We start from the raw sequence: 26,239 nt of genomic DNA on the forward strand, positions 1-26,239 counted from the left end.
AGCGAACGGGGGTGCAAAGAATGAACAGTAAGGATGGAATCCCGCCTGCGGGAGCCTTCGGACAGCTTGATCAGATGTGGTTCAGGCTTCGGAGCATCACACATGGCAGTAATCCAGGGGGAGAGTGGCCGCTGCGGCTGCAATTTCTGGAATCGTATATGCTGCTGATTCCCATTGCGGGGCAGGGCTCCATCATAGTGGACGGCAAATACTACGAATTAAAGGCGGGATGTGTGTTCGTCTGTCAGCCGGGGCAATTAATTGAAGCCTCAATGGAGGATACAGGCGAACAGAGTGTATTCATTCTGCGGTTCGATGCGCTAAGCCAGCCCAGTCGGCCTGAACAACCGGAGCAGGTTCACTCTGCTGAGCTTCATGTCCCCTTCCCCCTGGAAGGAAACATAGCCATTCAGTCAACGATTACATACAGCAAACACTGCGAGGCTATCACCGCTTCCCTCGGCAGTGCTGACCCCTTACAGCAGCTGCTTGCCCAGAGCAGATTCTATGAGCTGCTGTTCAGTCTGCTCAGCGATGCCAGGCAGCTGCAGCCTAGCGATACCGATACGATTATGGAACGCGCCAAGACCTATATAGAACAGCACTACCGTGAAGAGCTGTCCATCTCCCTGCTGGCTGGGGAAGCGGGCATTAGCGTAAGGCATTTCATCCGGTTGTTCAAGCAGAAATATGGTCTCAGCGCGATTGAATACCTGACTGAATACCGGATCAGACAAGCAAGAAGTCTTATGCTGCCGCATTCGAATTATGAATTGAAGGATATCGCCGCTTATGTCGGTTACAAGGACGTTCCTTATTTCCGGCGCAAATTCAAGCAAATTACCGGTGTAGCTCCCGCGACCTTCATGCGGAATGCCAAGCTGAAGATCGTTGCCTACCACGGCAGCCTGATTGGGACGTTGCTTACCCTGAATATTATTCCCTGCGCCGCACCGGCTGACCATCCCTGGACAGAATATTACCGCCGTAAATATGAGACAGATGCGGTGCTGCCGCTTGCCCTAGATGACGCTATCCGCATCCAGCAGCTTGCTTCCCTACGCCCTGATTATATTCTGGGGCTGGAACCATCGGTCAGCCGGAGGATGCTACCGCAGCTTCAGGCGATCGCCCCCACGTTCTTTGTGTCTACGCTCCAGACGGATTGGCGCACGCAATTACACTTCATTGGAGAATGCGTGGGCAGAGCACCGGAAGCAGCCGCTTGGCTGATCAACTATGAGCGTAAAGCCAAGAGCATCCGGGCGCAATTAGGTCAAGGTTCAGCCATGGGCAAGCTGCTCCTTGCCCGCATATCCGGGCAGTCCATCACCGTGTTGTCTACCCGAAGCTTAGCTGAGGTGTTCTATGATGATCTGAATTTCATTCCGGCGTCCGTTGTGGACCGTAGACTGAGCAATCAGACAATAACCCCGGAGGAGCTGTGGTCGTCAGATGCGGACAAGCTGCTGTTCATAGTGGATGAGGATGCAGCTTCGCAGGCCTTATGGTCTGCGTTCCGGGACAGAGAGTCCTTGCTGCCCCCTAATCCCGCAGGGTTTTCACGAATCGAATACCTCCCTCCCTACCCTTGGACAGAGTATAACTCGTTCACCCAGGAGTTGGTTCTTGACTCCGCGCTGGCACTCTGGCGTAATCAGACATGAAATATTGGCGTGATTGTCAATAGTCGAATCCTTCAGATTGTTTTATACTCCTAACAGTGATATTGATTCTCACTCTCAGGTGGGAAGACAGGTATTGATACTCAGGAGGTTAGTGAAGATATGCGACAGATGAGACAAAGAATGGTGTTCTGCATGGCGATAGTATTAACATTGGTCATGACGGCTTGCTCCAACAACAGTGGACAGGCCAAGGTGGCCGCAGACGCTGAAGCAGATTCCCGGGTAGTAGGCAGTGAGAAAGGCGAGATCAAAATCCCCGCCCACCCGGCCAGAGTGATTGGATTGTCTGTGGTCTACCCGGAATTCCTGCAGGCCCTGGGGGTTACGCCCGTTGCTGTACAGAACTACCAGGAGGAGTTCCCGACTTATCTAGAGGAGCCCTTCAAGGATACGCTGAAGATGGGCATAGCCCAAACTCCGAATTTTGAAATGATTCTCTCTGCCAATCCTGATCTGATCCTCGCCCCTACATGGTGGTCGGCTAAGGATTATGACCAGTTGTCGGGGATCGCTCCGACGATTCTGCTGCCGCAGCGCGATGACTGGCGGGATGAGCTGAAGGATATCGCCGGGGTACTCGGCAAGACGGAGCTTGCAGAGAAGGTAATTAAGGATCTGGAGGCTCAGGAGGCAGAAGCCAAGCAGAAGCTGGATGATCTGGTGGGTAATGAAACGGTGATGTACATGATGGTGATGCCGGGCAGCTTCGTTCTTTACGGGGATCAGATTGACCGCGGAAAATTCCTTCACACTACGCTTGGGCTGGAGATGATCCCGAATTTCCCGACTAAAGATCCTTCCTTATCCATCTCCCTGGAGAAGCTGCCGGAGTATAATCCCGATCACATCTTCCTTCAGTTGAATAACGAGGACGATGCCGGGGTGAAGAAAACCTATGAAGATCTGCTGAAGAGTCCATTATGGAAGAACATGACGGCGGTCAAAAAGAACCAGGTCTACACCATGGCCGGCAAGGATTGGTTCAACCTGGGGATGTCTCCTCTGGCTAACCGTTATGCGGTGGATGCGGTGCTTCAGGCCTTTGAAGGCAACTCCAAATAAAGGGGGACTTCAGATGGGCAACACTGACGGGCTCCAGGGGGCTGAACGGTATTTCATCTTCCCCGAACCTATTGAGAACGCAGTGGTTACTTTACGACTGACAGAATTATGTATGCCCGCACATGCTGAGCATCTGCTTACCACTTATGCTTCCATGCTCGGGACTGAGGATAAGCGTATAGCGGCAGCCATCTTCTGCACATGGATCGCCGGGATCTGCGGAGCCAAATACGCACTGCTCACAGCCGCAGACCCGCTGGCTCATGCCTTGCGACTAAATAACCTGTCTGTGCAGCTCGTCCGCACGGATGGGTATCCCGAATTCGCCTTCCCTATCCATAACCATCGGGAGGGTATCTATGACCGGAACAGGAATGGAAATGAGATCATAGATGAGCTAGGGTTGTTCTACACGAACGAGGTCAGACCAATTATTGCGGCGCTTGCCGAGGCTTCACAGACCAAAGCGGTGATGCTGTGGAAGCATGTCTATAATCAGTTGTATACTTTTATCGAAGAGGATGCTCTTGACGCCTCCAATGAGTGCAGCCGCAGCCAGATCCACAGGCAATTCCAAGCTGTACTCTGGGAGCTGACGCCGGAGGCATTCGGACTTCGCAGCAATCCATTCCGTATCACACCCAAGTTCCGGAGAGACCCCCACCCTCCGCACGATACGATATCTGTGAAGGCTACCTGCTGTCTGGCCTATAAACTCAGAGCGGATCATGACTATTGCGGCGGATGTCCTATCATTTAACCGGCACGGCCTAATAGACTACTCACCGGCTTGGAACCTTTTCCCAGCCGGTTTTTTCTGTGAAATAACATACTTCACTCTACAAGAATATCCGCCATATTCCGACATATTATTTAAGAGCTTTCGCTCTAATACATATCCGGGAGATGACCTATGTCACAGCTAATTCCAAAACGGCCAGTCCGCTCAACCAGCATTGCCAACACATTGGCCATTGTACTGCTAGTCATTATTCTTGTCGTCTTCTCGATCCTGGGTACCTTTTTCTATTCCAGCACCCGAAGCATTCTAGTAAGCCAGCAAGAGTCGATGCTGATGACCAAAACACAGGGAATTGTCAGTCAGTTCGATGCCCTGTTCAAGGAGAAGGGCTCACTGGTCAAACAAATGTCCACCAACTCGATTTTTCAAAAATATATTGAGAGCACTACAGCAGATCAAATCACCACTTCCCCCCACGCCGCAGAAGCACTCGCCACACTGGCGGACATTGTAAAGTCTGAGTCCTCCTTCGCAGATGCCTGGGTGGCCGGGTTATCCGGGAAGGGATATTTCCTCCAACATGACGGTCTGACCTCTAAATCGGACTTTGATATCCGCGCCCGCCCCTACTTCAAGCCTGTATCCGAATCCAAGGGTCTCTATTATTCTGAACCTTACGCCGACGTCATTAGCGGCAAAATGCTGATGGGCATTTTCTATCCGATTCTGAATGAGAGCAGCCAAATGATCGGCTTCATTGCCGCAGATATTGCCTTCGATGACATCCCGCGGATCATGCAGAGCTACTCCCTGGGAAGCACCGGGTTCTCCATTCTGGCTACCCGCTCTGGCGATATTCTCTACCACCCGGATGAAGCCAAGGTTCTGAAGGAGAAAATTACAGAGAGTCCGGGCGATCTCGGAGCCATCGGTAAAAAAATGATTAACGACGAATCCGGCGTATCGCTTATTGATGATAATGGTGACCCCCGTTATATCGGCTATGCCACCAGCAAGGATACCGGATGGTCTGTAGGCTTAACCATTACCCGGCAAGAGGCGCTTAGCGAGCTGACGGCCTTCACCCGGACGACCATTACCGGTTTTGCTGTCGCCGCTGTTGTTCTGGTGTTCATCTGTTATCTCACACTGCGCTACCTGCTACGCTCCATTCCAAAACTGCTGGCCGCTATCAGACGGATTGCAGACGGAGACCTGACGGTTCAGCTGAGTGACGCCTCTCGCAATGAGATCGGACAGATTGCTCATGGCATTGCGGGCATGGTCCAGAAGATTCAAGGCATGATTCAGGTCATCCATAATACGACTCAGGTGCTGGCCCAGTCCTCCCACAACCTGCAAGCTATCTCAACCAAAACCGCGATAACTATGAACGAAACGGCTACGGCCATCAATGAAATCGCAAATGCCACCAACTACCAGTCCGCTGAATCCGAGAGCATTCTCCACAAAACCGGTGCATTATCGGATCAAATTGACGAAATCACCAGTGAAGCCAAGGCTGTAGGAACCATGGTACAGACCTCTGCGCAGCTCAGCAGTTCAGGCCTTGACTTGGTGGAACAGCTCTCCAAAGCCGCAGAAGACAATCACAGATCCACACAGGCGATGTCATCCCTCATTGAGGATATTGATCTGAGCCGTCATGAGATATCGGGTATCGTAGGCACAGTGAATCAAATTGCCACCCAGACCAATCTGCTCGCTCTGAATGCTTCCATTGAAGCTGCCCGGGCAGGTGAACATGGCAGAGGTTTTGCCGTGGTGGCGGGTGAGGTGCGTAAGCTTGCCGAGCAGACGGCCCGGGCTACCGAGGAAATATACAAGAAGGTCAGCGCCATTGAGGAAAAAACAAACCTGTCCGTAGAACACACTACGCTTAACCTTACGATTGCAGAAGAGAACGCCAACTCCGTAGAGAATGCGAAGCAGCTCTTCTTCAGCCTGAACAGTGACCTCGAGGAGCTGAAGGTTCGGATGCTGCAGATCAGCAATAACACTTCGATTGTCCACAAGCATAAGGATGAAATCCTGCAGGCGATTGAGGTCATCTCTTCCACCACCGAGGAGAATTCCGCCTCCACCGAAGAGGTCAGCGCCAACACACAAGAGCAGCTTGGCAGTATTGAACAGGTCGCGGAATTATCCCGGGAGCTGAGCGTGATCTCCCTGAAGCTGGAGGAGGAGCTGCGGCAGTTCAAGCTGGAGTAGCGGAATATGCCAAAACAAAGCCAAGCGGATCTCCCGCTTGGCTTTGTTTTTATCATTCGGAGGCATATGCTCGGCTCGGTGCTATTTTAACATATATTTGCTTATCGTCTTAGGCGCATAACTCCTCGAAATGTACAGTTCGCCGTCTCCCGCATAAATGTAATTATGCCCGGTTTCGTAGTCATGCCAGCTTGTGGAGAGATGATATTTGATCTGCAGGTTCGCCGGGTCAAGCACATAGAAATCTTCCTTCGCTATATCCCCCTCAAAGGTCTCAGGATCAATCACAGCCGGACGCTCCTGCCATTGGTACTGCTTCTCGACCGTAATCTCGCCCGATGGCGTTATCCGGCTGTACCATTCGCGGTCCCCGGCTTCACCGATCTGTTGTTTACCAAGCAATTGGTTGTCTTTGCTGTACAATTTGTAGACGTTGTCGCTCCGGATCAGATAGTTGTTGCCTGTCGTATCAATCCGATCCATCTTGTTCACAGGACGCACCCACTTCTTGGTGCCGTTAGCGTCATAGCCGAGTAGCAGCCAGGTATCCGCGCTGCTCATCTGGATCAGGAACGACCCTCCACGGAGCGGCTGCACCTGGAAATAGGGGTTGTTCACCGTTTTGGGAACAGTGTAGGTAGCCAGCGGTGTCGTCAGAGCGCCCAAGCTCCGGTATACGCTAACTTTATTTTTATCGTATTCAGTATGCACCACATACCCGTTTGGAAGCACTTCTAGCATCCCTGCGGTCCAGTTGCCGGTCAGCTTAAGCTTGCGTACCTGCTTCCCGTCCTGATTGTACTCGGTAATACCACGAGAAGCGACATTGCCGCTAACCAAGGTTAGAATCACAATATTTCCGTTATCCAGCACCACCGGCGAGTAGGACCCGGTTATGATTTTGGTCCATTTCCGTTTGCCGTTCGGATCAACAACGGTAAGATCATAGGGTTTGCCGCCCCACATTTTATAGAAATAGCTGTAGCCGTTACTGGCAGAATAAAAACGATGAGCAGTAAACGGCTTGTCGTTGGCCATGTCCGAATAGTCGTATACCCAGTTGGCAGAACCGTTAATGCGGTCAATGGATGAGTACAGCATGCCGGAAGACTTCGTCTTGCCCGGTGACACCGTTACGGTCTTGACTAGCGGAATGAACATCCGCTGCTTGCTCTGTAAGGTGTCTATAGTGCCCCAGAAGCTAAGGCCATCCGGCAGCGTATAGCTCCATTCCGGCTTCGGGAGCTGTTCCATAACTTTTGCCGCCGATGAGCGCCCGGGAAGCAGTACCTGTGCCGCCAGTAATAGCGCAAAGCCTGCGGTGAAAAATTTCAAGCGTTTTGATTTCATACTTCCATCCCTCGTTGTCTATGTATTTGTGTTCCAATCTAAACTATTATATGAGCACACCAACCATAAGGACAGGTTATAAATGGATGCCCTCTAACAGGTGTGGTCCGGCAGCATTCCCGGCGGGTTTGCCAGTACCCGGGGCTGTCCATTACAATGACAGTAATCAGGCTGACAATGCCGATTCCCGGGAGGAGAGTATGACATGGAAGCATGGAACCGCGCCACATGGGGGCAATTAACGAACGAAGAGAAAAAGCACCGGATGCAGGAGGTGATTAAGCAGTTGCCCGCCGGCTTCATATGGCTGCGCCTCGAAAGGTTCGAACGTTACGGACAGTCCATAGAAACAGGTGTCTTCAGATATGAGGACAGTGAATATGTGTACGTACCGGGCGACACTGTGACCCTGGGCCGGGCGGAGGCACATATGTATGCGGAGATGTCTCCTGTCCGCGAGGCTGTGATCGGACCAGTGCTTGTCCAGCGTCACCCTATTTCCGCAGGCTGGTATGAATATGCGGTTGAGGAGCTGGACCCTGAAGAAGACAGGGATATTCTCGAAGCTATAGAGGAGTTCCGTCAGGGTCCGCACACAAGCTATGAGTACTCCCAGTATTTCCGGCTGGAGCGGGAAGGGGAACAGATTGTAGTGTTCCTGTTCGATGACAGCGAATCATTCGAAGAATGGTACGAGTCGGAGCTGCCGGAGGGCTTCACCCTGCCGACTGAGGATGAATGGGAGTATCTGTACAGCGCAGGGGCAAGGACACTGTTCCCGTGGGGTGAAGAGATTGACGAATCCATACGTCTTAGGCATGTATCCGGTTCTGCTGAGACCGGTAATTCAGGCCTCTACCCGCTTGAGCTGCCGAATGCGTTCGGTCTTCTCTTCCCCGGCGATCCTTACAAAAAGGAGCTGGTTCTCACACCGGACGGCATCACAGGTAAAGGCGGCGACGGCGGCTGCAATCTGCACGGCGGCCAGGGTGTCGCTCTCGGGTATCTCCCAACCGCGACTGCTTTCCGCGATCCTTATGAAGCTGAGCTGGATTGGCCGGATCTGATGGATTGCCTAGTGTACCGGCGTATAGTGAGACTTTAGACTGTCCATTCACACATTATGGAAGGAGACATACGAGCAATGGAAATACAATTAAGCGGCATGTGCGGCAATTCACCAAAGAATAAGCTGGCTGAAGATTTAGCAGTCGCCCTTATCACTGGAGATACCAAGACATTAGGCCATCTGCTGACAGCCGATGCTGTTGTAGAACTTATAGGCAGCGAACGTTATCCGTTGTCTGCCGTTCTCCAGGGATCAGCTTCAGTTCCTGAGCTCACTGCACTGAAGATTGAACACGCTATCTCTCACGGCAAAATCGCTGCTGTGAGCGGTAATTGGGTAACTCGCGGCGGGATTCATTACGCCTTCAGCGATCACTATAGCTTCGCTACGACCAAAGGCACAGAGGTGGCCGCTGCCAGCTCTTACCGGATCAGGCTGCCCTGACATGAAGTTTATTTCAGCGAAAAGCCGCCCTTCCTTCGCATCAAGCGAAGCCGGGCGGCTTTTTTCATTGTATGATTTGGTAATAATACAGCTTCATAGGCTACCGGGTTCACACACCTTGTGATACAAGCTCGCGCTTAGCGGAAGCTGTTCCATCCAGGTCCGAATCCGGGCTCTTATCCAGTTCCTCCACACGTGCCACATGGAGTTCCTGCTCATTTTGATGAAGCTCCTTGACCATATTCCTGTAGATATGGGCTTCTTGACGGTCCAGCCCGTCACGATTCTCTTTCATGATCCAGGTTTCCACGGTTCGCTTGAGAATTTCGCCTTTTCGTTCCAACAGTTTCGTATAAGTCAACGTTTCTTCATTCCCTTCCTAATGCTTAGAGTTCATACGCCGGGGTAAGCTCTAATGTGACTTCCGGCGTAACGTCTACTATTATACGGGAAAGACCCGGCTCACCCAATGCGGAGCAGCCGGGCTTACACAGGGTGAGCCTTGCTGAGCGCAGAAGAGACACACTGAGCACGCAGAGTTCGTAAAAGTACGGATGGATGCTTCCATATGCGGCAGGATAGGAGTAGTCTAGGTCGCCCGTAAGTCGATATGTGTTCGGTTTTCCGCATACATTTGGCCCGCTCAACTCGCTGAGGCGCATTGTGTTCTAAGCGCATAGCGGAAAATACAATACCGAAGAGCCTGTGTCAAACGATGCAGGCTCTTCATGTTAAGAGGATATTCCAGCAGGTGCTAGAATAAAAAGTCGTTTCCACTCGAATTCTGTCAGGGAATTAGCTTATAATGATCACACTGCGACTTGACCGAGGATGGAACAAGACCAAGCAATCCAGAATAACCCCAAGGAGGAAGTCCATTGTATAAGGTGCTGATTGTAGATGATGAAGTTTTTGTGCGGAAGGGCTTGATCCGGATTCTAAGCGAATGCTCGCCGCAATTCGAAATTTGCGGGGAAGCCGAGAACGGGGAGCAAGCGCTTACCCTGATTGAACAATTGAACCCGGAGCTGGTGATATGCGATATCCGTATGCCCGTGCTGGACGGGCTCGGACTGATCAAGAAAGTGAAGACGGACCTTGTGCAGGAGCCGATTTTTATTATACTGAGCGGATATGCCGATTTCTCCTATGCCCAGCAAGCCTTCCGTTACAATGTGTCCGATTATATCCTCAAGCCGGTTGACGAACAGGAGCTTACAGTAGCCCTAGGCAAAATCGCCCATATGTTGAACAAGAAGCAGCTCCTCTCCATCACCCGTGAAAAGCCTCTGGTCGAGACGGTCATCGAAAGCCTGCTGCAGACAGAACCCGACGACCAGGTCATGGGGCGGATTGCCTATGCGCTGGAGCTTCCTCTTACCTCTTCCTATACGTATCTCATCGCAGAAATGCAGGATCAGCTCCCCGCCGGAGAAGTCGATTACCTGCCTGCACTGAAGGACTCATTGCTGCGTTACTTCAGGCAAGAGGCTCAGACCCTGCTCCTTCATGTACGCACGAATAATCAATACGGGGTGATCGTACCCGGCCACTGGCTCGATGAACCTAATCCATCCCCGTGGGGAGACTACCGCACGATGCTGGATGCACTGGAGCGGGAGGTTGGAACAAGCATTGCTTTGTTCGTTGGCCGGAAGGTAAGCCATCTCAAGCAGATTGCAGACTCCGGGGCCAGTGCCGAGCAATGCCTCCAGTACCGTTTTGCCGCCGGCTTCGAGGGCATATATATGGCGGACGAGCTGCTGGAGCTGCCCTTATACTATTTCGACATCGATGAAGGATTGCACAGTAAGCTGATTTACGAGGTCGAAGCCAATGACAACAAGGGTTACAGCTCAACTGTGGACGCTATTTTCACCATGTTCCAAGAGCGCTACTTCGCCCCCGGGGCGGTGACGAACACGATCCGGCGCAGCATGATTGCCATCATTAATATTATACGGCAGCTCGAAGGTGACGAGAATACGCTGCAATCGGTGCATGAGCTGCTCAACTGGCCGCTGAAATACCGCAATCTGAAGCAGCTGAAGGAGATATTCCAGCAGTTTATCGCCGAAGCCGCAGAATATATCGCAGAGAAGCGCGGCGGCAAGAGCGAAGGCAATATTGAGCGGATCAAAAAATACATCGACGGACATTACCGGGAAAATATCTACCTGAAGGGGATTGCTTCCGATTTCGACATGAATCCGGTCTACCTCGGGCAGTTATTCCGCAAAACCTACGGAGTGTATTTCAATGAATACCTGTTGACGCTGCGGATTGAGGAGGCAAAACGCCTGCTGCGCCAGACCAAGAAACGGATGTACGAAATTGCTGAGCTGGTCGGCTTCCAGAACGCTGATTATTTCGCCACCCAGTTTGAAAAGCTTGAGAATATGACGCCTACCGATTACCGCAATTTGATGATCGGGCAGTAAATAAGGAGGCTCCCTTCCGTGTTCAACTTTCGTCTGAATCATATGAAGCTCAGAAGCAAGCTGATCGTCATCTACATTGTATGCGTGTTCATACCGATCATCCTGACCAATGTATTATTCTACCGGGTAACCACTGCCAATATCAAGACTCAGAAGACAGCAGATGCCGAGCAGGCAATGACTCTGTTACAAGCTGAGCTGAGGACCGTTATTGAGGATGCGGCAGGCATCTCCTACCTCTATTCCATAGACAGGCAGCTCACACAGCATCTGAACACGACCTATGCTTCTTCTGACCGTTATATAGAGTCGCTGAATGCGATATCGAATCTGTTCAACCGTACCGACAAGGAGGACAAAATAATGAGCTCCTCGGTCATTATGACCGACAATCCGACCGTTCTGGCTTCGGGCCATATCATACGACTAGAGGATGAAATGCGGAATCAGGACTGGTATAAACAAATCAGTCAATTCAGTAATACGCATCCCCATCTCTACGTAACACCTGACAGCATCAGCATAATTCAGAGACTTACAGACCGCCGGTTGGAGAGTTATGAGCATGTGTTCAAAATTGATCTGAACATGAGCTATATCCGGCAGATCCTGGATTTATCCAGCTTCAGCGGCGATTTCTACATTCTCGACCCTTCGGGTCAAGCACGCTTCGGACGCCTCTCCAGCGGCCAGCCAAGCAAGCTGATTACGGCCGGCAGGACCCTGTCCTCGGAGGATATTCCCAAGCCGAACAAGTCGATCCTGATCAGCAAGACGTACCAGAACAACCGTTATCTGGGCGGCTATTCGATTTACGGCGTGCTGGATGAAGCGCTTATTCTGTCCGATGTCAGACAATCGGGCCAATTCATCCTGTGGTTCGCCGGGATTAACTTCCTTGTGCCGACCCTCGTGATCGTGATCATGTCCCGCTCGATCCACACACGTATCAAAAACATTCTGAAGCACATGAAGTCCGTGAAGGACAAAAATTTCGGGCTGATTCCCTATCAGCTGGAGCGGGATGAGATCGGGGAGCTTACGGTTGAATTCAACCGGATGAGCAAACGGATCGAGAATCTGATCAATGATGTGTATGTGGCGGAAATACAGAAGAAGGAGCTGGAGCTGCGGCAGCGTCAGGCTCAGCTTCATGCGCTGCACAGCCAGATTAATCCCCACTTCCTGTTCAATGCACTAGAGACCATCCGTATGCGGAGTATGATGAAGGGCGAGACCCAGACAGCCAGAACGATCCAGAACATGGCGAAGATCTTCCGCAAGTCGATTCTGTGGAAAAGCAGCTTCGTGACGATCCGCGAGGAGCTGGAGTTAATCGAGTGCTTCCTGGAGATCCAGAAATACCGCTTCGACAGCAAGCTCGACTACCACATTGAGGTGGATCAATCCTTGCTGGGTATCGAAATCCCGAAGATGGCCTTCCTTCCGTATGTGGAGAACGCCAGTATTCATGGCATTGAGAATATTCCCGGGATCGGCTATATCAACATTCAGATTGCACAGGAGAACGGTCAGATCGTGTTTGTCATTGCGGATAATGGCGTTGGAATGGATCAGGAGAAAATCCGGGAGCTACAGCATTACTTCGAGGACACCTCGGCTATGGGGGACTCCATCGGTATGAAAAATGTGATTACACGGCTGAGAATATACTACGGCGAATCCTTCTCCTTCACCATTACCAGCGAGCCTGGAGCGGGAACGCGCATCATGCTCAGACTGCCGCTCCATAATAAATAAAGCTTGTTTCTTAATTATTCAAAGACCGATATAAGGTTTGCCCTGTAACAATGTGAAACGCTTTCTTTTATAATGAGGATGTTCAATAGCACAAAGTAAAGAAAGGGGATATGAAATGCGTACAAAGAAATGGTTGCAAACCGGTCTGGCTGTTGTCATGGCTTCGGCACTCCTCATTGTCGGCTGTTCAAACGGCAACAATGCAGGAGGAAAGAACAGTGAGTCCGGCGGCAAGAACAGCGAGGTCAGCACCGAGCCGGTTACCTTCACTTACTTCGGGTTCGGGGCCAACAAGGATGTCATCGCCAGTGATACCACCATCGGCAAGAAGCTTCAGGAACAGACAGGTGTAGACTGGAAGATGGAAAACGTGGTTGGGGATGCAAGCACCAAGTCCGGTGTTATGATTGCCGGCGGCGACTATCCTGATGTCATCTCTCCAGTCGGCGAGCTGGCCAAGTTCCTGGATGCCGGTGCCTATATTCCGCTCAATGACCTGATTGAGAAGTATGGTCCTAATATCAAGCGCGTCTACGGCGACTACATGAACAAGATCACGAATGAAGACGGCAACATCTATATCCTTCCCTTCACTGCAAATGTAAACGGATACTTGTCGCCGCCGGACCCTAGCAGCACCTTCTGGATGCAGAGACGCGTCCTCAAGGAATTCGGTTACCCGCAAGTGAAAACGCTGGACCAGTACTTTGACCTGATCGAGAAATACCAGGCCAAGTACCCTAAGGTAGATGGTAAAGATACCATCGGCTTCGTCACCTTCGCTGGTACAGCCGGAGAATTCTACACCATCACCAACCAGCCAATGCACCTGGCCGGTTATCCGAATGAAGGCAGTGTTATGGTCGACATGGAGTCTCATGAAGCCAAGCTGTATCAGGGAACGGACACTGAGAAGCGCTGGCTGGCCAAGTTGAACGAAATGAACGGTAAGGGCCTGGTTGACCCTGAGACGTTCACTGCGAACAAAGACCAGTATCTGGCGAAGCTGACCTCCGGCCGTGTACTCGGATATGTCAACTATTCCTGGCAGGTCAACGATGCCACTACCAACCTGAGAACCGCCGGTAATGACGACCTGCGTTACGTTGCCCTTCCTATCGTATATGACGAAGGCATTAAAGACGCTTATGTTGATCCTCCTTCCTTCGTGAACAACCGCGGACTGGGGATCACCGTCAGCGCGAAAGATCCTGTCCGTATTATTAAATACTTCGACAATCTGCTGACCGATGAGAACCAGAAGCTTGTACAGTGGGGCGAAGAAGGCGTAACTTACTCCAAGAATGCCGAAGGCCGTATGGTTATGAGCGAAGAACAGTTAAAAAACCGCAACGACAATGATTTCAAACGTAAATACGGCTTCTCCTATTTCGATTATGAGTGGCCGCGTTATGGCGATAACTCTGTGTATGAGGACGGCAACGCCCATGTTCCGTTCAACCAGCCGGAAGTTGCAGCCATCAACTACACCGAAGGCGACAAAGCTTTGCTGAAGGCCTACAACCTGAAGACCTTCTCCGACTTCTATGCTGAGCCGGTAGAACGCCCATGGTACCCTGCATGGAGTATTGAGAAAGAACCGGGCTCCCCTGAGCAGCTATTCAGCCAGAGAGCCGGCGATTTGCAGCAGAAATATTATCCTCGTATGGTCCTTGCTGCACCAGGAGGCTTCGAGGCTGTCTGGAATGAATACCTTGCCGAATACAACAAATTGGACGCCAAGGGCTACGAAGAATTCATGACTAACAAGGTAAAAGCCCGCGTTGAGGGCAAGTGGTAAGCTGACCGCTAACCGCAAGCATGCTGAACCGGGAAAAGTGAAGCTCGCCTTCACTTTTCCCTTCTACACTTACACTGGTTAGTAAATAGAGAATATGGAGCTAGGAAAGGGGACGGTACAGGTGGGGAAAACCGCTGTGCAGTTGGCAAAATCGAATAATACCGGCACTTCGCGCTTCAAAACCTTTTTTAAAGAGCTATCTAAACAGAAAATGCTGATGCTGATGTCATTGCCCTTTCTGTTATGGGTGATTGTATTCAAATACCTCCCGCTATGGGGATGGACGATTGCTTTTCAGAAATTTAAGCCCGCCAAGGATCTGTTCGACCAGAAGTGGGTCGGCTTGGACAATTTCAAGTTCCTGTTCCAGGAACAGCAGTTCTATCGTGTACTTCGTAATACTCTGGTTATGAGCTCTATTAACCTGGTACTGGGTTTTGTAACAGCCATTGTACTGGCCCTTCTGCTGAATGAGCTGCGTAATGTCCTCTTCAAGCGCACCGTGCAGACGATCAGTTACCTGCCTTACTTTATTTCATGGGTCGTAGCGGCCAATATCGTGCAAATGGCACTGGCACCGGAAGGGATCATCAATGTGCTGATGCTCAAGATGCAGCTTATTGATCATCCGGTTCTGTGGCTGGGCGAAGGCAAGTACTTCTGGGGAATTCTCGGAGCAACGGAAGTCTGGAAGAATGTCGGCTGGAACACCATCATCTATCTGGCTGCCATCACCTCCATCGACCCGTCCCAATATGAAGCAGCCGAGATCGACGGGGCTTCCCGTCTGCAAAGAATGTTCTATATTACACTTCCGGGCATCAAGCCGGTCATTGTACTGATTCTGATCATGAACCTGGGCCATATTCTGGAATCCGGCTTCGAAGCGCAGTACCTGCTGGGTAACGGGATGAATCTGGACTATTCGGAGAATCTGGATATCTTCGTACTGAAATATGGGATGCAGATGAATAACTTCGGGCTTGCCACCGCAGCGGGTATGTTCAAAACGCTGGTCAGCTTCATCTTCTTGATCGCAGCCAATAATATCGCCAAACGTATGGGCGAAAGCAGATTGTACTAGAAAGGAGGACACAAGTTATGGCTCAATCCAAAGCTAATTCATACCGGAATTCTTCATTAGGTGACCGGATCTTCGATATCTGCAATACGGTCTTCATGATTCTCTTGGTGATTGTCACCCTCTACCCGTTCCTGAATATGTTTGCTCTATCGTTCAATGAAGCGAATGACTCCGTCCGTGGGGATATCTATATCTGGCCGCGGGAATGGACGCTGCGAAACTTTGAGTATGTATTCAGTGAATCCAACATTTTCTATTCGACTTTCATCTCCGCAGCACGGACGATTGTCGGGACTGTGGTCTCCGTATTCTGTACAGCGATGCTTGCCTATACGGTTAGCCGCCCGGAATATAAGCTGAAGAAGTTTGTGTCTGTCACGTTCATCTTCACCATGTACTTCAGCGGCGGTCTGATCCCGGGCTACCTGCTGATCAAAGAGCTGAATATGCTTAATACCTTCTGGGTCTATATTATCCCGGGCATCATCGGCGTATTTAATATGATTGTCATTCGTTCCTTCATCGAGGCACTGCCTGAGGGGCTGATGGAATCGGCCAAAATCGACGGCGCCGGAGACTTCATTACGTTCTCGCGTATTGTACTCCCGCTGACAGTTCCGGCTCTGGCTACTGTCTCCTTGTTCGTAGCGGTCTATCAGTGGAACTCCTGGTTCGACGTCTTCCTGTATAACTCATCCATGCCGAACCTGAGTACGCTCCAGTATGAGCTAATGAAGATGCTGTCTACGTCCAACACCGCGATGTCCAGTTCTTCGGCAGCCGATGCCTTTGCGAACGCGCAGGGCAACAAAGCGACCGTTACACCGACCTCTATCCGTGCCACGATGACTATTGTGGCCAGTGTGCCGATTATCATCGTCTATCCGTTCCTGCAGAAGTATTTCGTCAAAGGGATGGTTGTCGGCGGGGTCAAAGGCTAAGTCTTACGGGCCAAATAATACCGTTAACACAAACAAGCGATCCACCGGGGCTGTCGGCCTCTGGAGGGTCGCTTGTTTTTAATTGCAAGCCCTAATTCATTAGATCCTTGAACGTGGCAGCGAATCAGTTACTCACCTCGAACGAATTACTACACGGCACTGTCTCCGCACCAGCGAGTGATTCCTTCATTTATGGTTTGCATTGGATTTGGAACGGATAGAGGAATCGCCCAGGCAATATGTCCATCCGGGCGAATAAGCGCCGTGTGGACGTCGTTCCAATCCGCGTCAGCCTCAGCCAAAGAGGCATGTACAACTTGAAGGTTGCTATACGTTTCCCATTGACCGCTATTCTGTTCATTAGAATGGAAATGCAGCAGAAGAAAAGTACCTTTGTGTAGTAACGGATAGGCGTTAATCAATGGCCCGTCTTTCAGCTTTAAGCTTAGATCCTTGAAACGTTTCCCATTTAAAGGATGGGGAGGCGCTTCGGCGTCTGGATCATAATGTACGTCCATTGCGGAAACTTGTGCGGCGATTTGATAATTAGCCTCCGGTATTTGAATCAGTTTAGCTAACATGCTTCGAAGTTCCGTGATAGGGGGAGTCACGTCCAGAAGCAGGGTTTGGACCTCGGTATTCCGGAGCAAGGTCGTATTCCATGGAAAGCGTTCGGCATGATAACTGTCCAATAGCCAGTCCGGAGCCCAGCCTTTGATTGCTCCTGCAAGCTTCCAGCCTAAGTTCATCGCTTCTTGTAAGCCGACGTTCATTCCCTGTCCACCAGCGGGAAAATGAATGTGCGCCGAATCTCCCGCCAAGAACAATCGACCATTCCGATAGCGTCCAGCTTGCCGCGTCGCATTTCCGAAACGGGACATCCATTTCACATCGTTCATTCCCAGATCGCTTCCGGTCGTACGGATGAGCGATGAACGAAACTCTTCCAATGTAACGGGCTCATCCTTAGAGATGTTACGTCTCTCCATATCGATCATCAAGACCCGATACATATGATCATTGATCGGCATAATACTGACCAATCCTTTTTCTGTAATCCGGGATATGACACTCATAGGAGCCAAATCAGATAGAACGGCATCCCCCAGAATCGCCGTGAAGGTCGCATCTGTACCTTCATATGATATATTTGCATGCTTGCGAACCAAACTTCTGGCTCCATCCGTACCTACCACATAAGCTGATCTTAACGTTGTTTCTCCATGAGGTCCTGCGATCTTAACGTCAACCCCATCCTCGTCCTGGTTTACAGATAGAGCCTCAACCTCTCTCCAGACCTCTGCGCCAAGGCTAAGCGCCCATTCCTCCAATACCTTCTCCGTCTCACTCTGCGGTAAAAAGAGAGTGTGATTGGAAGAAGAATCCAACACACTGAAATCCAAAGGAGTTTCTAATCCGGCGAAATGTCCTCTCGAAAGTAAGCGGCCTTGACTGATTAATTGTGATTTCACTCCACGCATATCTAATATTTCAAGAGTTCGAGGATGTACGGTAAGCGCACGTGAATAAGGGGTTGTCTCTTTTAATCGCTCAATGACGCAGACCTTTACACCGGCTAATGCCAATTCCCCGGCCAGCATCATGCCGACAGGCCCGCCACCGATCAGGATGACTTCATATTTCATATCAAAACCCTCTTTTCTTAAACATTATGGGAAGATCACGATAGCGTCTATTTCGATAAGCCATTCAGGATCGGCTAGTGCTTGAACGCCTATATAGGTACTTGCTGTCTTCGGCCAGTTAGGGCCAAACACATGAAATCCTGCCTCGAAAATAATCGAAATCAATTCCGGGTTGTGGTTTACAACAAAAATATTCATTTTTACAATGTACAAGGGATCCGCTCGCACGGCTTCCAATGCATACTTAAGGTTGGTGAACACTTGAATCGCTTGCGCGTAATAGTCCCCTGAACCGACCAATGATCCTGTTTCATCTACAGAAACCTGACCTGAGATGAAGGCCAATTTGGAGGCAGTAGTTACCACGACATGAGAAATTACAGATGTAACCTTATCCGTCAAGGTCTTCGGATTTACGACTTCCATAGGCAGGTATGCTCCATTTCCATATTTATAAATTCCCTCTTGAAAAGTGGACAAGTATTTCCGGCAAACCTCCTTCATCAATTATTGTTTCGTTAGAACCTTTTTTATCGCCTGTTAAAACAAGTATGCTGAAAATTATATAAAATTTTAGTTTCATACGAAACAATATCATTTTACTTGGTTACTGTTTACCATGTCAACCCCAATCCCAATCTGGGTATGCCCGTATGTTTCTCAGAGAACAATCTATGATATAATAAAACAAATAAGTCGAGGAGCCAGCATAATGATGGATACTGCCAGTAAAAACAAAACTGCCATTCATGAATTTTTCGTTCAGTTTCTTGAGCAAAAAGAGCAATATGAAACCCGAATAACTGCCACATACCTGAAGGATATCCGGAAGCATATTGAATCAGAATTTAGCTTGAATATGACGGAACTGCACACCATTGCGTGCATCGGAGAGCAGGAGCCGATCAATCTCACTTCCATCTCGGAGAGAATCAATTTAAGTAAAGGAAATACCTCTAAGATCGCAAATAAATTACTAAAGGCAGGTTGGGTGCGAAAATCCCAGTTCAACGACAACAAAAAGGAAGTGTATTTTCGGCTAACGCCTATCGGCAAAAAGCTATTTGCTGCTCATGAGGGGCTTCATGCGAAGGAAAAGCAAAGAATGTACGAATTTTTGGAAAGATATAACGAAAGCGAGCTCGAATTTATTAAACGGCTGTTTGGAGATATGGTGGACTTCTATCGCTAAAGAACCCAATAAATTGTACATAGGTTAGACATCAATAATAATTGGGGATACAGTTCAAGTGAGAGGCTGCTTAGCCTCCTCTTTTCTACCCGGCTGTCGCTTTCTCTGGAGCCTATAATCCATACATTGGTAAAACGAAACATGAATGAATTATAATTTACAGATAAAGCAGCCCGAAGACGTTGATGTGACTAGTCGGGAGAGTGGGGAGTGGACACTATTATGAATATAGCTGTTAAATGGTTGCAGAATTTCAGAGACCATGATAACCGGCAACTCTTGAAGAACTACGAGGCCAGAGCGGAGCTTATCCGCGCACGGAATTTGAGAGCCTGCGGCGATGCAGAGCTTCAGGTGGAGTCCCTCAGGCTACAGCAAGCGGCCCGGTCCGGCATCCCCCTGGATGAGCTGCTGGTGGATGCCTATGCATTAGTCTGTGAGGCGGCTGCCAGAGCACTCGGGTTACAGCCCTATGATGTCCAGATTATGGCCGCAATCGCCCTGCACGAGCGTATGCTGATTGAGCAGCATACCGGTGAGGGCAAAACCCTCTCAGCGGTAATGCCAGCCTATCTGAATTCGCTGACCGGTAAAGGCGTGCATGTGCTGACCTTCAATGATTATCTGGCCCGGCGGGATGCGCTGTGGATGGGTCCGGTCTACCGCTTCCTGGGATTAACCGTGAATTCGGTTCAAGCGGGCATGAGCCTGAATGAGAAACGGGCAGCCTACAGGAGTGATATCACCTATGTTACGGCAAAAGAAGCGGGGTTCGACTACTTGCGCGACACCATTGCCCTCACAGAGAGTGCTACAGTACACCGCCCTTTCCACTACGTCATCGTGGACGAAGCCGATTCACTGCTGCTTGATGAAGCGCGGGTCCCCCTTGTAATCAGCGGCGAATCCGAGGTTAGCCATAGCGACGGCATGCTGTATGCGGATCTGGCCAGGCAGCTGCTGCCTGGGGAGCATTATGATTATGACGAATTCCAGCGGAACGTGTACCTAAACGATGCAGGGGCTGCCCAAGTGGAGCTGCTGCTGGGGTGCGGTAACCTCTACGATAGCCGGAATAGTCAGCTGCTAACCTCACTGAATTGTGCGCTGCATGTGGAGACCTTATTAACCAAGGACATTGATTACATCGTCCGTGACGGTGCTATCGAGCTGATCGAAGAGTATACCGGACGCGTGGCCGAGAACCGGTTTTTGCCGGACGGGCTGCAAGCGGCACTCACGGCAAAAGAAGGACTGAAGTGGACTGCAGGCGGAAAAATTCTCGGCACAATTACCATTCAACACTTCATCAGCCTATATCCGGAAATCTGCGGAATGACGGCCACGGCCTGTGCCTCTGCCTTGGAATTCAAGGATATCTATGCCCTCCAGGTGGTGAAGATCCCGCCGAACCGGCCCAACATCCGGAACGATTACCCGCACCGGATCTACACGCATAAGGAAGCCAAATATCAGGCGCTCGTGCAGGTCATCTCCTCTATTCACAGAGAGGGGCGTCCCATTCTGATCGGGACAGCAAGCGTGGAGGAATCGGACATGCTGGCTGCGGAGCTTGCGGCTGCCGGTGTTCCCGCCCAGGTTCTGAATGCGAAGAATGATGCTGAGGAAGCTGATATCATCGCGAGAGCCGGAGAACTCGGCGCTGTAACGGTCTCTACGAATATGGCGGGACGCGGTGTCGATATCCGGCTCGGCGGCGGCGATCCTGTACAGGCTGAGGCTGTTACCCGGTTGGGCGGATTATATGTCATAGGCACCCATGTGAACGAAAGCGTTCGGATTGACAACCAGCTTCGCGGGCGTTCCGGCCGCCAGGGCGACCCGGGGGCTTCTGTCTTCTATGTCAGTCTGGAAGACGACCTGATGCGCCGCTTCAGTTCCCCTACCCCAGCCCATGCGCTAAGACAACAGGAAGCTATTGAAGAACGGGAGCTCAGCCGCAAGATCGCAAGTATTCAGCAGATTGTGATGAGCCAGAACTTTGATATCCATAATGAGCTGAACGGTTATTCGGATATGGTCGAGGACCAGCGGCGGATTCTCTACGCAGAGCGGCTCCGTATCCTGCTGGGCGAGCAGCCTATTAGCCCTGCGGAGCAGCGGGTACGGCTGTTCTATATCGATGAATGCTGGGCAGACCATCTGGCCTTCGTCTCCTATCTCCGCGAAGGCATTCACCTGGAGAGCATCGCCAGCCGCAGCCCGATCGATGAGTTTCATACGCAGATTACCGTAGCATTCGATCAGATCCCGGGTAAGATCGAACGTGCGACAGAGACTATGCTTGCCAGGCTCGGCGGGTCCAATGATCCGGCTGAATGGGAACGGCTGGGACTTAGGAGCCCTGCTTCGACCCGGACTTATATCATCAATGATCAATATCTCCAGAATAAGCGCAGCTCATGGACAGGAACGACAGTCGTAGCTTTCTGGCTTCGTCCAATTGCACACAAGCTATTGTCCCCCTTCATTAAGCAGCCTAAATACTAATATTGCTTCAGAATGCAAACGGCTGCGCCGTCCTTCAGAGGATGGCGCAGCCGTTTGAGCTAGAACGATAGAAACTTCAATTGCCCCGCTGACGGGCAGACAATTCCCATACTGAAGTGAGCCAGTTGATCCCTTTACTGCAGGAAGCAAGTGGATAAAATCCATCTATTCCCTGTTCTCATCGCATCCTGGCTCTTTCCCCTCAGAGCTGCCGCTTCTCAGCCTGTCCTCTGCGACTTAACTGTAAAATTCCCAGAATACCAGCTGGGCCAGCAGAAATGCCATCATCACCATGGGCACGATGACCGGCCAATGGTTACGGGCCGGTGAGACAGACGGGGACCGGCGCTTCATCAAGGTTATAAACAGCGCAGCGATAAGCAGTGCAGCCAGTCCGGTTAACGCAATATTCACTATAATCTGCGGATACACCTCCGCATAGGCACGTTCATTGTTGCTAAGCATCCGTAAGGCCAGCACCAGATTGTTCACCACCAGACCGGTACCGGTTAAGGTCAGTCCGGCCGTCAGCTTCCGGTTGGAGGATCGGGGTGCAGGACGGTTACGATGTGCTCTCCTTTTGCCCATAAGCATCTGTACCAGCCACACAAACGGAGCAATTACAAAATAGACGATGGCCAGCAACGCAAGTGCTGCACTGATCAGCAATACAGGCATGGACCGAACCGGAGACAGCGGCAGATAATCGGAGGTGTACACCGAGATAGACGCTACCTTCCCTTCTTTCATTGTGGCATACAGCATCGGCCAGGCATCCAGTCCTGAATCCCCGCCCGTCTTCTCATAGAGGTAAGGCTGAACCTGCTGATAGCTTCCGCTCATCCCGGCAAGTGACACCTTAAGCTGATCTGCTCCCTGAGGCTCAAGCTTCATCATCGTCAGATATGGGAACAGCTTCATGAAGCCATGGCCGGGACGGCGCGCCGCGACGAATCGGCCTTCCACCTCTGACACGTCTGGCAGAACCGCTGCCTCCGTCTGCGCTCGTTGTCCCACAACTGCTTTGGTCAGACCATGAACAATATGGGATTCGCCCGCCTGATTCGTCATGACGACAACTGCAAACCGGTCTTCAGGCACAAGCATAAGGTTGGTGGCAAAAGCAATCGTGTTCCCGCCATGTCCCAGCGTCCGGTGTGCCCCGGGATACTCCCAGAACCCGTGGGCGATGCCAGGCATGCCTTCCGCAGCGGAATGACTCCGGGTCAGCATCGTAGCCAGCGTTCCTGACTTCTGAAACAGCGGAGATTGCTCTCCGGCTGCAGGCATGAGGGCCATGGCAAATTTGGCGAGATCCTCCGCAGTCCCGTTATTGCCACCATTAGGGTACATAGACATATAATTCCACGGGCCTTGCTTGAAGGAGCCTGTTCCGGCGAAGAAATACCCTTTGGCCTTGTGCTTCAGCAGCTCCGGGCGGTCCTCCACCACGGAATACGCCATGGAATGCTTCATGCCCAGCGGCTCAAAAATATGCTCCTGGACATATTCATGATAAGGCTGCCCGCTGATTCTCTCTACAATGTAGGCAGCCAGGGAGTTGCCATAGTTAGAATAAGCGACTACCTCTCCAGGTCTGTAGATCTGTGCTGGCTGGGCCAGTTGCAGCCCCTCTTCCAGTGACCGCACTTCCTCAGGCGACTGGTAAGCCATATCGAACATATACTCTTCAAAACCGGCATTGTGGTTCATCAGATGCAGCATGGTGATCGGCTCGTCATACTCCAGCTTGTTCAGGAAATGCTCCGGCAAAAGCTTACGGATATCTTCATTCAGATCCAGCTTGCCCTGCTCGGCCAGCTGCATTACGGATGTCCATACGGCGAGCTTGCTGATAGAGCCCCATTCCATGACCGTATCCGGGGAGACGGGGATCTGCTGTTCCACGTCGGCGTAGCCGTACCCCTTGGACAGCACGACCTGTCCATCCTTCACCATCACAACGGACGCGCCTACGGTCTGCTTTCCTATGTACTCTTTTACATAATCATCTGCAAAAGCTTCCAAACCGGTCAGCGGTATACCGGACGGGGTAACTCCCCCTGCTTCTACGCTGCCTTGCTCAGCCGCAAATGCTGTAATGCTGCCCGATAGCAGCAGTAATGCCAATAGCAGAACTGTAAATCCTTTTTTCAACAACAAATATAATCTCTCCTTTAGTCGAGTAAAATCCTGCAGTCCCCCTATTCTAACAAAAAACCTCTGCGATTACCGGAAAATTTCCTTTCGGGCGTTTTCACTGATAGTATCTTTAGGAGAAGCAACATGATTATCTTCATGGAAGAAGGGCCAGTGCATGAATAAATTCCACACCACATTAGCTTATATTAATGAAACATTGTACGCACCAGCCGGCTTCATTGCCGATTCCATACGTGAAGAACCGCAGAATGCCGAATATGGAGCCGGTACATTCCAGCTGGGTGCCCTGTCGGTCCGGTTTCGGGTGGCCAAAATCACCCCCACGAAGACCGGTCAATTTGTCGCAATGTGGGAAAAAAATGCCGAGCGTAAAAACCAGGCCTTCACCTATGCCGATGCCCCTGATTTGCTGGTCATTAACACCTTCCATCCCGTTAGCGGGGAGCTTGGACAGTTTGTCTTTCCGAAGGACCTGCTGAAAAAACATGGTGTGCTGGCAACCGATAATGCACCGGGAAAAATGGCGATACGGATATATCCAGCCTGGGATACCGTAACGAATAAGCAGGCTTTAGCAACACAGAAGTGGCAGTTCCCTTATTTTGGAATAGTTGATCCGATGAACCATCACCATATGCAGGTGTTGACCCGGTTGTATCTGCCAGAACTACCGTTTACAATTTAAGAGATGGCATCTGCATCTGAAAGGAACTACAGCTATGATTCTATTCATACACCGCAAGGACCTGCGGACTTCTGATCTGCCAGCCTTCGACGCTATAGCTGCGGCGCAGGAAGACTCGCTGCATGTATTAATAATGGAGCCGTTTCTGCTAAGGAATAAGCGTTATCTGGAGCATAGCGGACAGAATTTCCTTCAGCATGTTGCCCGGCTTCAGCTGGAATATGCGAAAGAAGGCAAGCTGCTCCATCTCCTGTATGGGGAGCCGGAGGTGATCCTCCGGCGGCTGGCACAGCTCCACCCTGTTCAGGAGGTCAGCCTACATGCGGACTATACCCCTTATGCCCTTAAGCGCGACCAGCTGCTGCAGGACACCGCCAATGCGCTGAACCTCCGGTTCCATGCCCGGCATGACAGCATGCTCTGTGATCTGGAAGCATTCATGGACTGGTGCGGCCGGAGTGAGCCGTTCAAGGTGTTTACTCCCTTCTACCGCCGCTGGCGTACTTTTCTCGCGCAGCGGTTCCAGCCGCCTTACTCTGCCGGGCTAAGCCGTCTGCGAACCGTTGATCTTCACCCGCAGCTCGCAGATTCCTTCCAGCTTCCCGAAGAGATTGCCCGGGAGCTTACAGCGCTGGCTCCCGCTGCAGAGCAGATGAACCCGGATCATGTGCTCGAGAGTTTCCTGCATGCGGATCTGCAGGATTACAAGGTCAACCGCGATCATTACGCGCAAGAACGGACCAGCCGGATCAGCAGACATTTGAATACGGGAGCGATCTCGGCACGGACCCTATACAGCAGGCTTACTGAAGAAGAGGATATCGGCGAAGACTGGCTGAGACAATTAGCCTGGAGGGATTTCTATCTGGGTCAGGCACGGCTGGACAAAGATTTTTTCACCTATGAGAATGTATATGATCTCTCTGCGCTAGGGACCGGGCACTTCGAGGCCTGGGCTCAGGGCAGGACCGGCATTCCGGTCATCGATGCAGCTATGCGCCAGTTGAACGCAACCGGCTGGATGCCTAACCGGCTGCGGATGATAACGGCCATGTTCCTGACGAAGAATCTGGGCTGTCCCTTCATCTATGGCGAGCGTTATTTCCGGCTGAAGCTAAGCGATTACGACAACGCCCAGAACCGTGGCGGCTGGCTGTGGAGCTCTTCGCTCGGCTTCGATGCCTCTCCCTATTTCCGGGTGATGAATCCGGTCACCCAATCCCAGACCCATGATCCGGGCGGCAGCTATATCCGTACCTGGCTGCCGGAACGCGCGGACTGGTCTGACAAAGACATTCACCTCCCCGATGAAGATGCCATAGTAGATCTGAAGCGGTCCCGGGCTTTCGCTATAGAAGTTTATAAGGGGATTATGCAGAGCCGGCAAGGCTGATAGTCTCCCAATCGCAATCGGAATCCGGTGATCA

General features: G+C 51.1%; 20 protein-coding genes. 15 read left to right on the top strand and 5 right to left on the bottom strand.

All coding sequences use genetic code 11. From position 1 onward, the window contains the following. Nucleotides 1–20: 20 nt before the first annotated feature. The 4 genes from NSS64_RS14180 (at nt 21) to NSS64_RS14195 (ending at nt 5,724) form a co-directional block, all read left to right on the top strand. Nucleotides 21–1,667 (top strand): helix-turn-helix domain-containing protein, encoded by a 1,647-nt coding sequence (locus NSS64_RS14180; protein ID WP_341140516.1) that lies wholly within the window; start codon nt 21–23, stop codon nt 1,665–1,667. A 120-nt stretch (nt 1,668–1,787) separates the two neighbouring features. Next, nucleotides 1,788–2,750 (top strand): ABC transporter substrate-binding protein, encoded by a 963-nt coding sequence (locus NSS64_RS14185; RefSeq protein WP_341140517.1) that lies wholly within the window; start codon nt 1,788–1,790, stop codon nt 2,748–2,750. Nucleotides 2,751–2,763: 13 nt separating this feature from the next. Then, on the top strand, nt 2,764–3,510 hold the full coding sequence (locus NSS64_RS14190; RefSeq protein WP_341140518.1) for a (2Fe-2S)-binding protein: 747 nt from the start codon (nt 2,764–2,766) through the stop codon (nt 3,508–3,510). Nucleotides 3,511–3,663: 153 nt separating this feature from the next. Further along, nucleotides 3,664–5,724 carry a methyl-accepting chemotaxis protein gene (locus tag NSS64_RS14195; RefSeq protein WP_341140519.1) on the top strand — a complete coding sequence of 687 codons (2,061 nt, stop codon included), beginning with the start codon at nt 3,664–3,666 and terminating at the stop codon, nt 5,722–5,724. A gap of 81 nt (nt 5,725–5,805) precedes the next feature. On the opposite strand, the gene NSS64_RS14200 is transcribed toward NSS64_RS14195, so the two are convergent. Then, entirely contained in the window at nt 5,806–7,074 is a 1,269-nt protein-coding gene (locus NSS64_RS14200; RefSeq protein ID WP_340941122.1) for a hypothetical protein, read from the bottom strand. A gap of 205 nt (nt 7,075–7,279) precedes the next feature. Between NSS64_RS14200 and NSS64_RS14205 the strand changes: the two genes are divergently transcribed. Both NSS64_RS14205 and NSS64_RS14210 read left to right on the top strand, forming a co-directional pair. Next, complete coding sequence (locus NSS64_RS14205; protein ID WP_341140520.1) at nt 7,280–8,179, top strand: formylglycine-generating enzyme family protein; 900 nt, start codon at nt 7,280–7,282, stop codon at nt 8,177–8,179. Nucleotides 8,180–8,218: 39 nt separating this feature from the next. Then, entirely contained in the window at nt 8,219–8,587 is a 369-nt protein-coding gene (locus NSS64_RS14210; RefSeq protein ID WP_341140521.1) for a hypothetical protein, read from the top strand. Nucleotides 8,588–8,696: 109 nt separating this feature from the next. On the opposite strand, the gene NSS64_RS14215 is transcribed toward NSS64_RS14210, so the two are convergent. After that, on the bottom strand, nt 8,697–8,882 hold the full coding sequence (locus NSS64_RS14215) for a hypothetical protein (protein ID WP_341140522.1): 186 nt from the start codon (nt 8,880–8,882) through the stop codon (nt 8,697–8,699). Nucleotides 8,883–9,474: 592 nt separating this feature from the next. Here NSS64_RS14215 and NSS64_RS14220 point away from each other — a divergent pair. From NSS64_RS14220 to NSS64_RS14240, 5 genes are all read left to right on the top strand, one after another. Beyond that, nucleotides 9,475–11,028: a response regulator gene (locus tag NSS64_RS14220; RefSeq protein ID WP_341142815.1), complete on the top strand. Its 1,554-nt coding sequence runs from the start codon at nt 9,475–9,477 to the stop codon at nt 11,026–11,028. Nucleotides 11,029–11,046: 18 nt separating this feature from the next. After that, entirely contained in the window at nt 11,047–12,789 is a 1,743-nt protein-coding gene (locus NSS64_RS14225; RefSeq protein WP_341140523.1) for a sensor histidine kinase, read from the top strand. Between the two features lie 115 nt (nt 12,790–12,904). Continuing rightward, nucleotides 12,905–14,590: an ABC transporter substrate-binding protein gene (locus tag NSS64_RS14230; RefSeq protein WP_341140524.1), complete on the top strand. Its 1,686-nt coding sequence runs from the start codon at nt 12,905–12,907 to the stop codon at nt 14,588–14,590. Nucleotides 14,591–14,684: 94 nt separating this feature from the next. Then, complete coding sequence (locus tag NSS64_RS14235; protein WP_445667797.1) at nt 14,685–15,674, top strand: ABC transporter permease; 990 nt, start codon at nt 14,685–14,687, stop codon at nt 15,672–15,674. A 17-nt stretch (nt 15,675–15,691) separates the two neighbouring features. Then, nucleotides 15,692–16,615: a carbohydrate ABC transporter permease gene (locus tag NSS64_RS14240; protein ID WP_341140526.1), complete on the top strand. Its 924-nt coding sequence runs from the start codon at nt 15,692–15,694 to the stop codon at nt 16,613–16,615. 149 nt (nt 16,616–16,764) lie between these two features. On the opposite strand, the gene NSS64_RS14245 is transcribed toward NSS64_RS14240, so the two are convergent. Both NSS64_RS14245 and NSS64_RS14250 read right to left on the bottom strand, forming a co-directional pair. Further along, nucleotides 16,765–18,261 (bottom strand): monooxygenase, encoded by a 1,497-nt coding sequence (locus NSS64_RS14245; protein ID WP_341140527.1) that lies wholly within the window; start codon nt 18,259–18,261, stop codon nt 16,765–16,767. 24 nt (nt 18,262–18,285) lie between these two features. Beyond that, complete coding sequence (locus tag NSS64_RS14250; protein WP_341140528.1) at nt 18,286–18,741, bottom strand: RidA family protein; 456 nt, start codon at nt 18,739–18,741, stop codon at nt 18,286–18,288. A gap of 232 nt (nt 18,742–18,973) precedes the next feature. Between NSS64_RS14250 and NSS64_RS14255 the strand changes: the two genes are divergently transcribed. Next, nucleotides 18,974–19,453 (top strand): MarR family transcriptional regulator, encoded by a 480-nt coding sequence (locus NSS64_RS14255; RefSeq protein WP_341140529.1) that lies wholly within the window; start codon nt 18,974–18,976, stop codon nt 19,451–19,453. Between the two features lie 222 nt (nt 19,454–19,675). Beyond that, entirely contained in the window at nt 19,676–21,964 is a 2,289-nt protein-coding gene (locus tag NSS64_RS14260) for a preprotein translocase subunit SecA (RefSeq protein ID WP_341140530.1), read from the top strand. A 237-nt stretch (nt 21,965–22,201) separates the two neighbouring features. Here NSS64_RS14260 and NSS64_RS14265 read toward each other — a convergent pair whose 3' ends face one another. Further along, nucleotides 22,202–24,127 (bottom strand): serine hydrolase domain-containing protein, encoded by a 1,926-nt coding sequence (locus NSS64_RS14265; RefSeq protein ID WP_341140531.1) that lies wholly within the window; start codon nt 24,125–24,127, stop codon nt 22,202–22,204. 154 nt (nt 24,128–24,281) lie between these two features. Here NSS64_RS14265 and NSS64_RS14270 point away from each other — a divergent pair, with 154 nt between their 5' ends. Both NSS64_RS14270 and NSS64_RS14275 read left to right on the top strand, forming a co-directional pair. Further along, nucleotides 24,282–24,812 carry a MepB family protein gene (locus NSS64_RS14270; RefSeq protein ID WP_341140532.1) on the top strand — a complete coding sequence of 177 codons (531 nt, stop codon included), beginning with the start codon at nt 24,282–24,284 and terminating at the stop codon, nt 24,810–24,812. Between the two features lie 34 nt (nt 24,813–24,846). Continuing rightward, nucleotides 24,847–26,205 carry a cryptochrome/photolyase family protein gene (locus tag NSS64_RS14275; RefSeq protein ID WP_341140533.1) on the top strand — a complete coding sequence of 453 codons (1,359 nt, stop codon included), beginning with the start codon at nt 24,847–24,849 and terminating at the stop codon, nt 26,203–26,205. Nucleotides 26,206–26,239 lie beyond the last annotated feature (34 nt).

Origin of the sequence: Paenibacillus sp. FSL H8-0122 (assembly GCF_038005345.1) — a bacterium.
GTDB lineage: Bacteria > Bacillota > Bacilli > Paenibacillales > Paenibacillaceae > Paenibacillus_AQ.

Excerpts from the sequence above, each read along its gene's own strand:
- NSS64_RS14200 (WP_340941122.1), bottom strand. The coding sequence starts at position 7,074 with ATGAAATCAAAACGCTTGAAATTTTTCACCGCAGGCTTTGCGCTATTA.
- NSS64_RS14210 (WP_341140521.1), top strand. The coding sequence starts at position 8,219 with ATGGAAATACAATTAAGCGGCATGTGCGGCAATTCACCAAAGAATAAG.
- NSS64_RS14185 (WP_341140517.1), top strand. The coding sequence starts at position 1,788 with ATGCGACAGATGAGACAAAGAATGGTGTTCTGCATGGCGATAGTATTA.
- NSS64_RS14180 (WP_341140516.1), top strand. The coding sequence starts at position 21 with ATGAACAGTAAGGATGGAATCCCGCCTGCGGGAGCCTTCGGACAGCTT.
- NSS64_RS14260 (WP_341140530.1), top strand. The coding sequence starts at position 19,676 with ATGAATATAGCTGTTAAATGGTTGCAGAATTTCAGAGACCATGATAAC.
- NSS64_RS14240 (WP_341140526.1), top strand. The coding sequence starts at position 15,692 with ATGGCTCAATCCAAAGCTAATTCATACCGGAATTCTTCATTAGGTGAC.
- NSS64_RS14205 (WP_341140520.1), top strand. The coding sequence starts at position 7,280 with ATGGAAGCATGGAACCGCGCCACATGGGGGCAATTAACGAACGAAGAG.
- NSS64_RS14190 (WP_341140518.1), top strand. The coding sequence starts at position 2,764 with ATGGGCAACACTGACGGGCTCCAGGGGGCTGAACGGTATTTCATCTTC.
- NSS64_RS14235 (WP_445667797.1), top strand. The coding sequence starts at position 14,685 with ATGGAGCTAGGAAAGGGGACGGTACAGGTGGGGAAAACCGCTGTGCAG.
- NSS64_RS14195 (WP_341140519.1), top strand. The coding sequence starts at position 3,664 with ATGTCACAGCTAATTCCAAAACGGCCAGTCCGCTCAACCAGCATTGCC.
- NSS64_RS14245 (WP_341140527.1), bottom strand. The coding sequence starts at position 18,261 with ATGAAATATGAAGTCATCCTGATCGGTGGCGGGCCTGTCGGCATGATG.
- NSS64_RS14255 (WP_341140529.1), top strand. The coding sequence starts at position 18,974 with ATGATGGATACTGCCAGTAAAAACAAAACTGCCATTCATGAATTTTTC.
- NSS64_RS14270 (WP_341140532.1), top strand. The coding sequence starts at position 24,282 with ATGAATAAATTCCACACCACATTAGCTTATATTAATGAAACATTGTAC.
- NSS64_RS14275 (WP_341140533.1), top strand. The coding sequence starts at position 24,847 with ATGATTCTATTCATACACCGCAAGGACCTGCGGACTTCTGATCTGCCA.
- NSS64_RS14230 (WP_341140524.1), top strand. The coding sequence starts at position 12,905 with ATGCGTACAAAGAAATGGTTGCAAACCGGTCTGGCTGTTGTCATGGCT.
- NSS64_RS14215 (WP_341140522.1), bottom strand. The coding sequence starts at position 8,882 with ATGAAAGAGAATCGTGACGGGCTGGACCGTCAAGAAGCCCATATCTAC.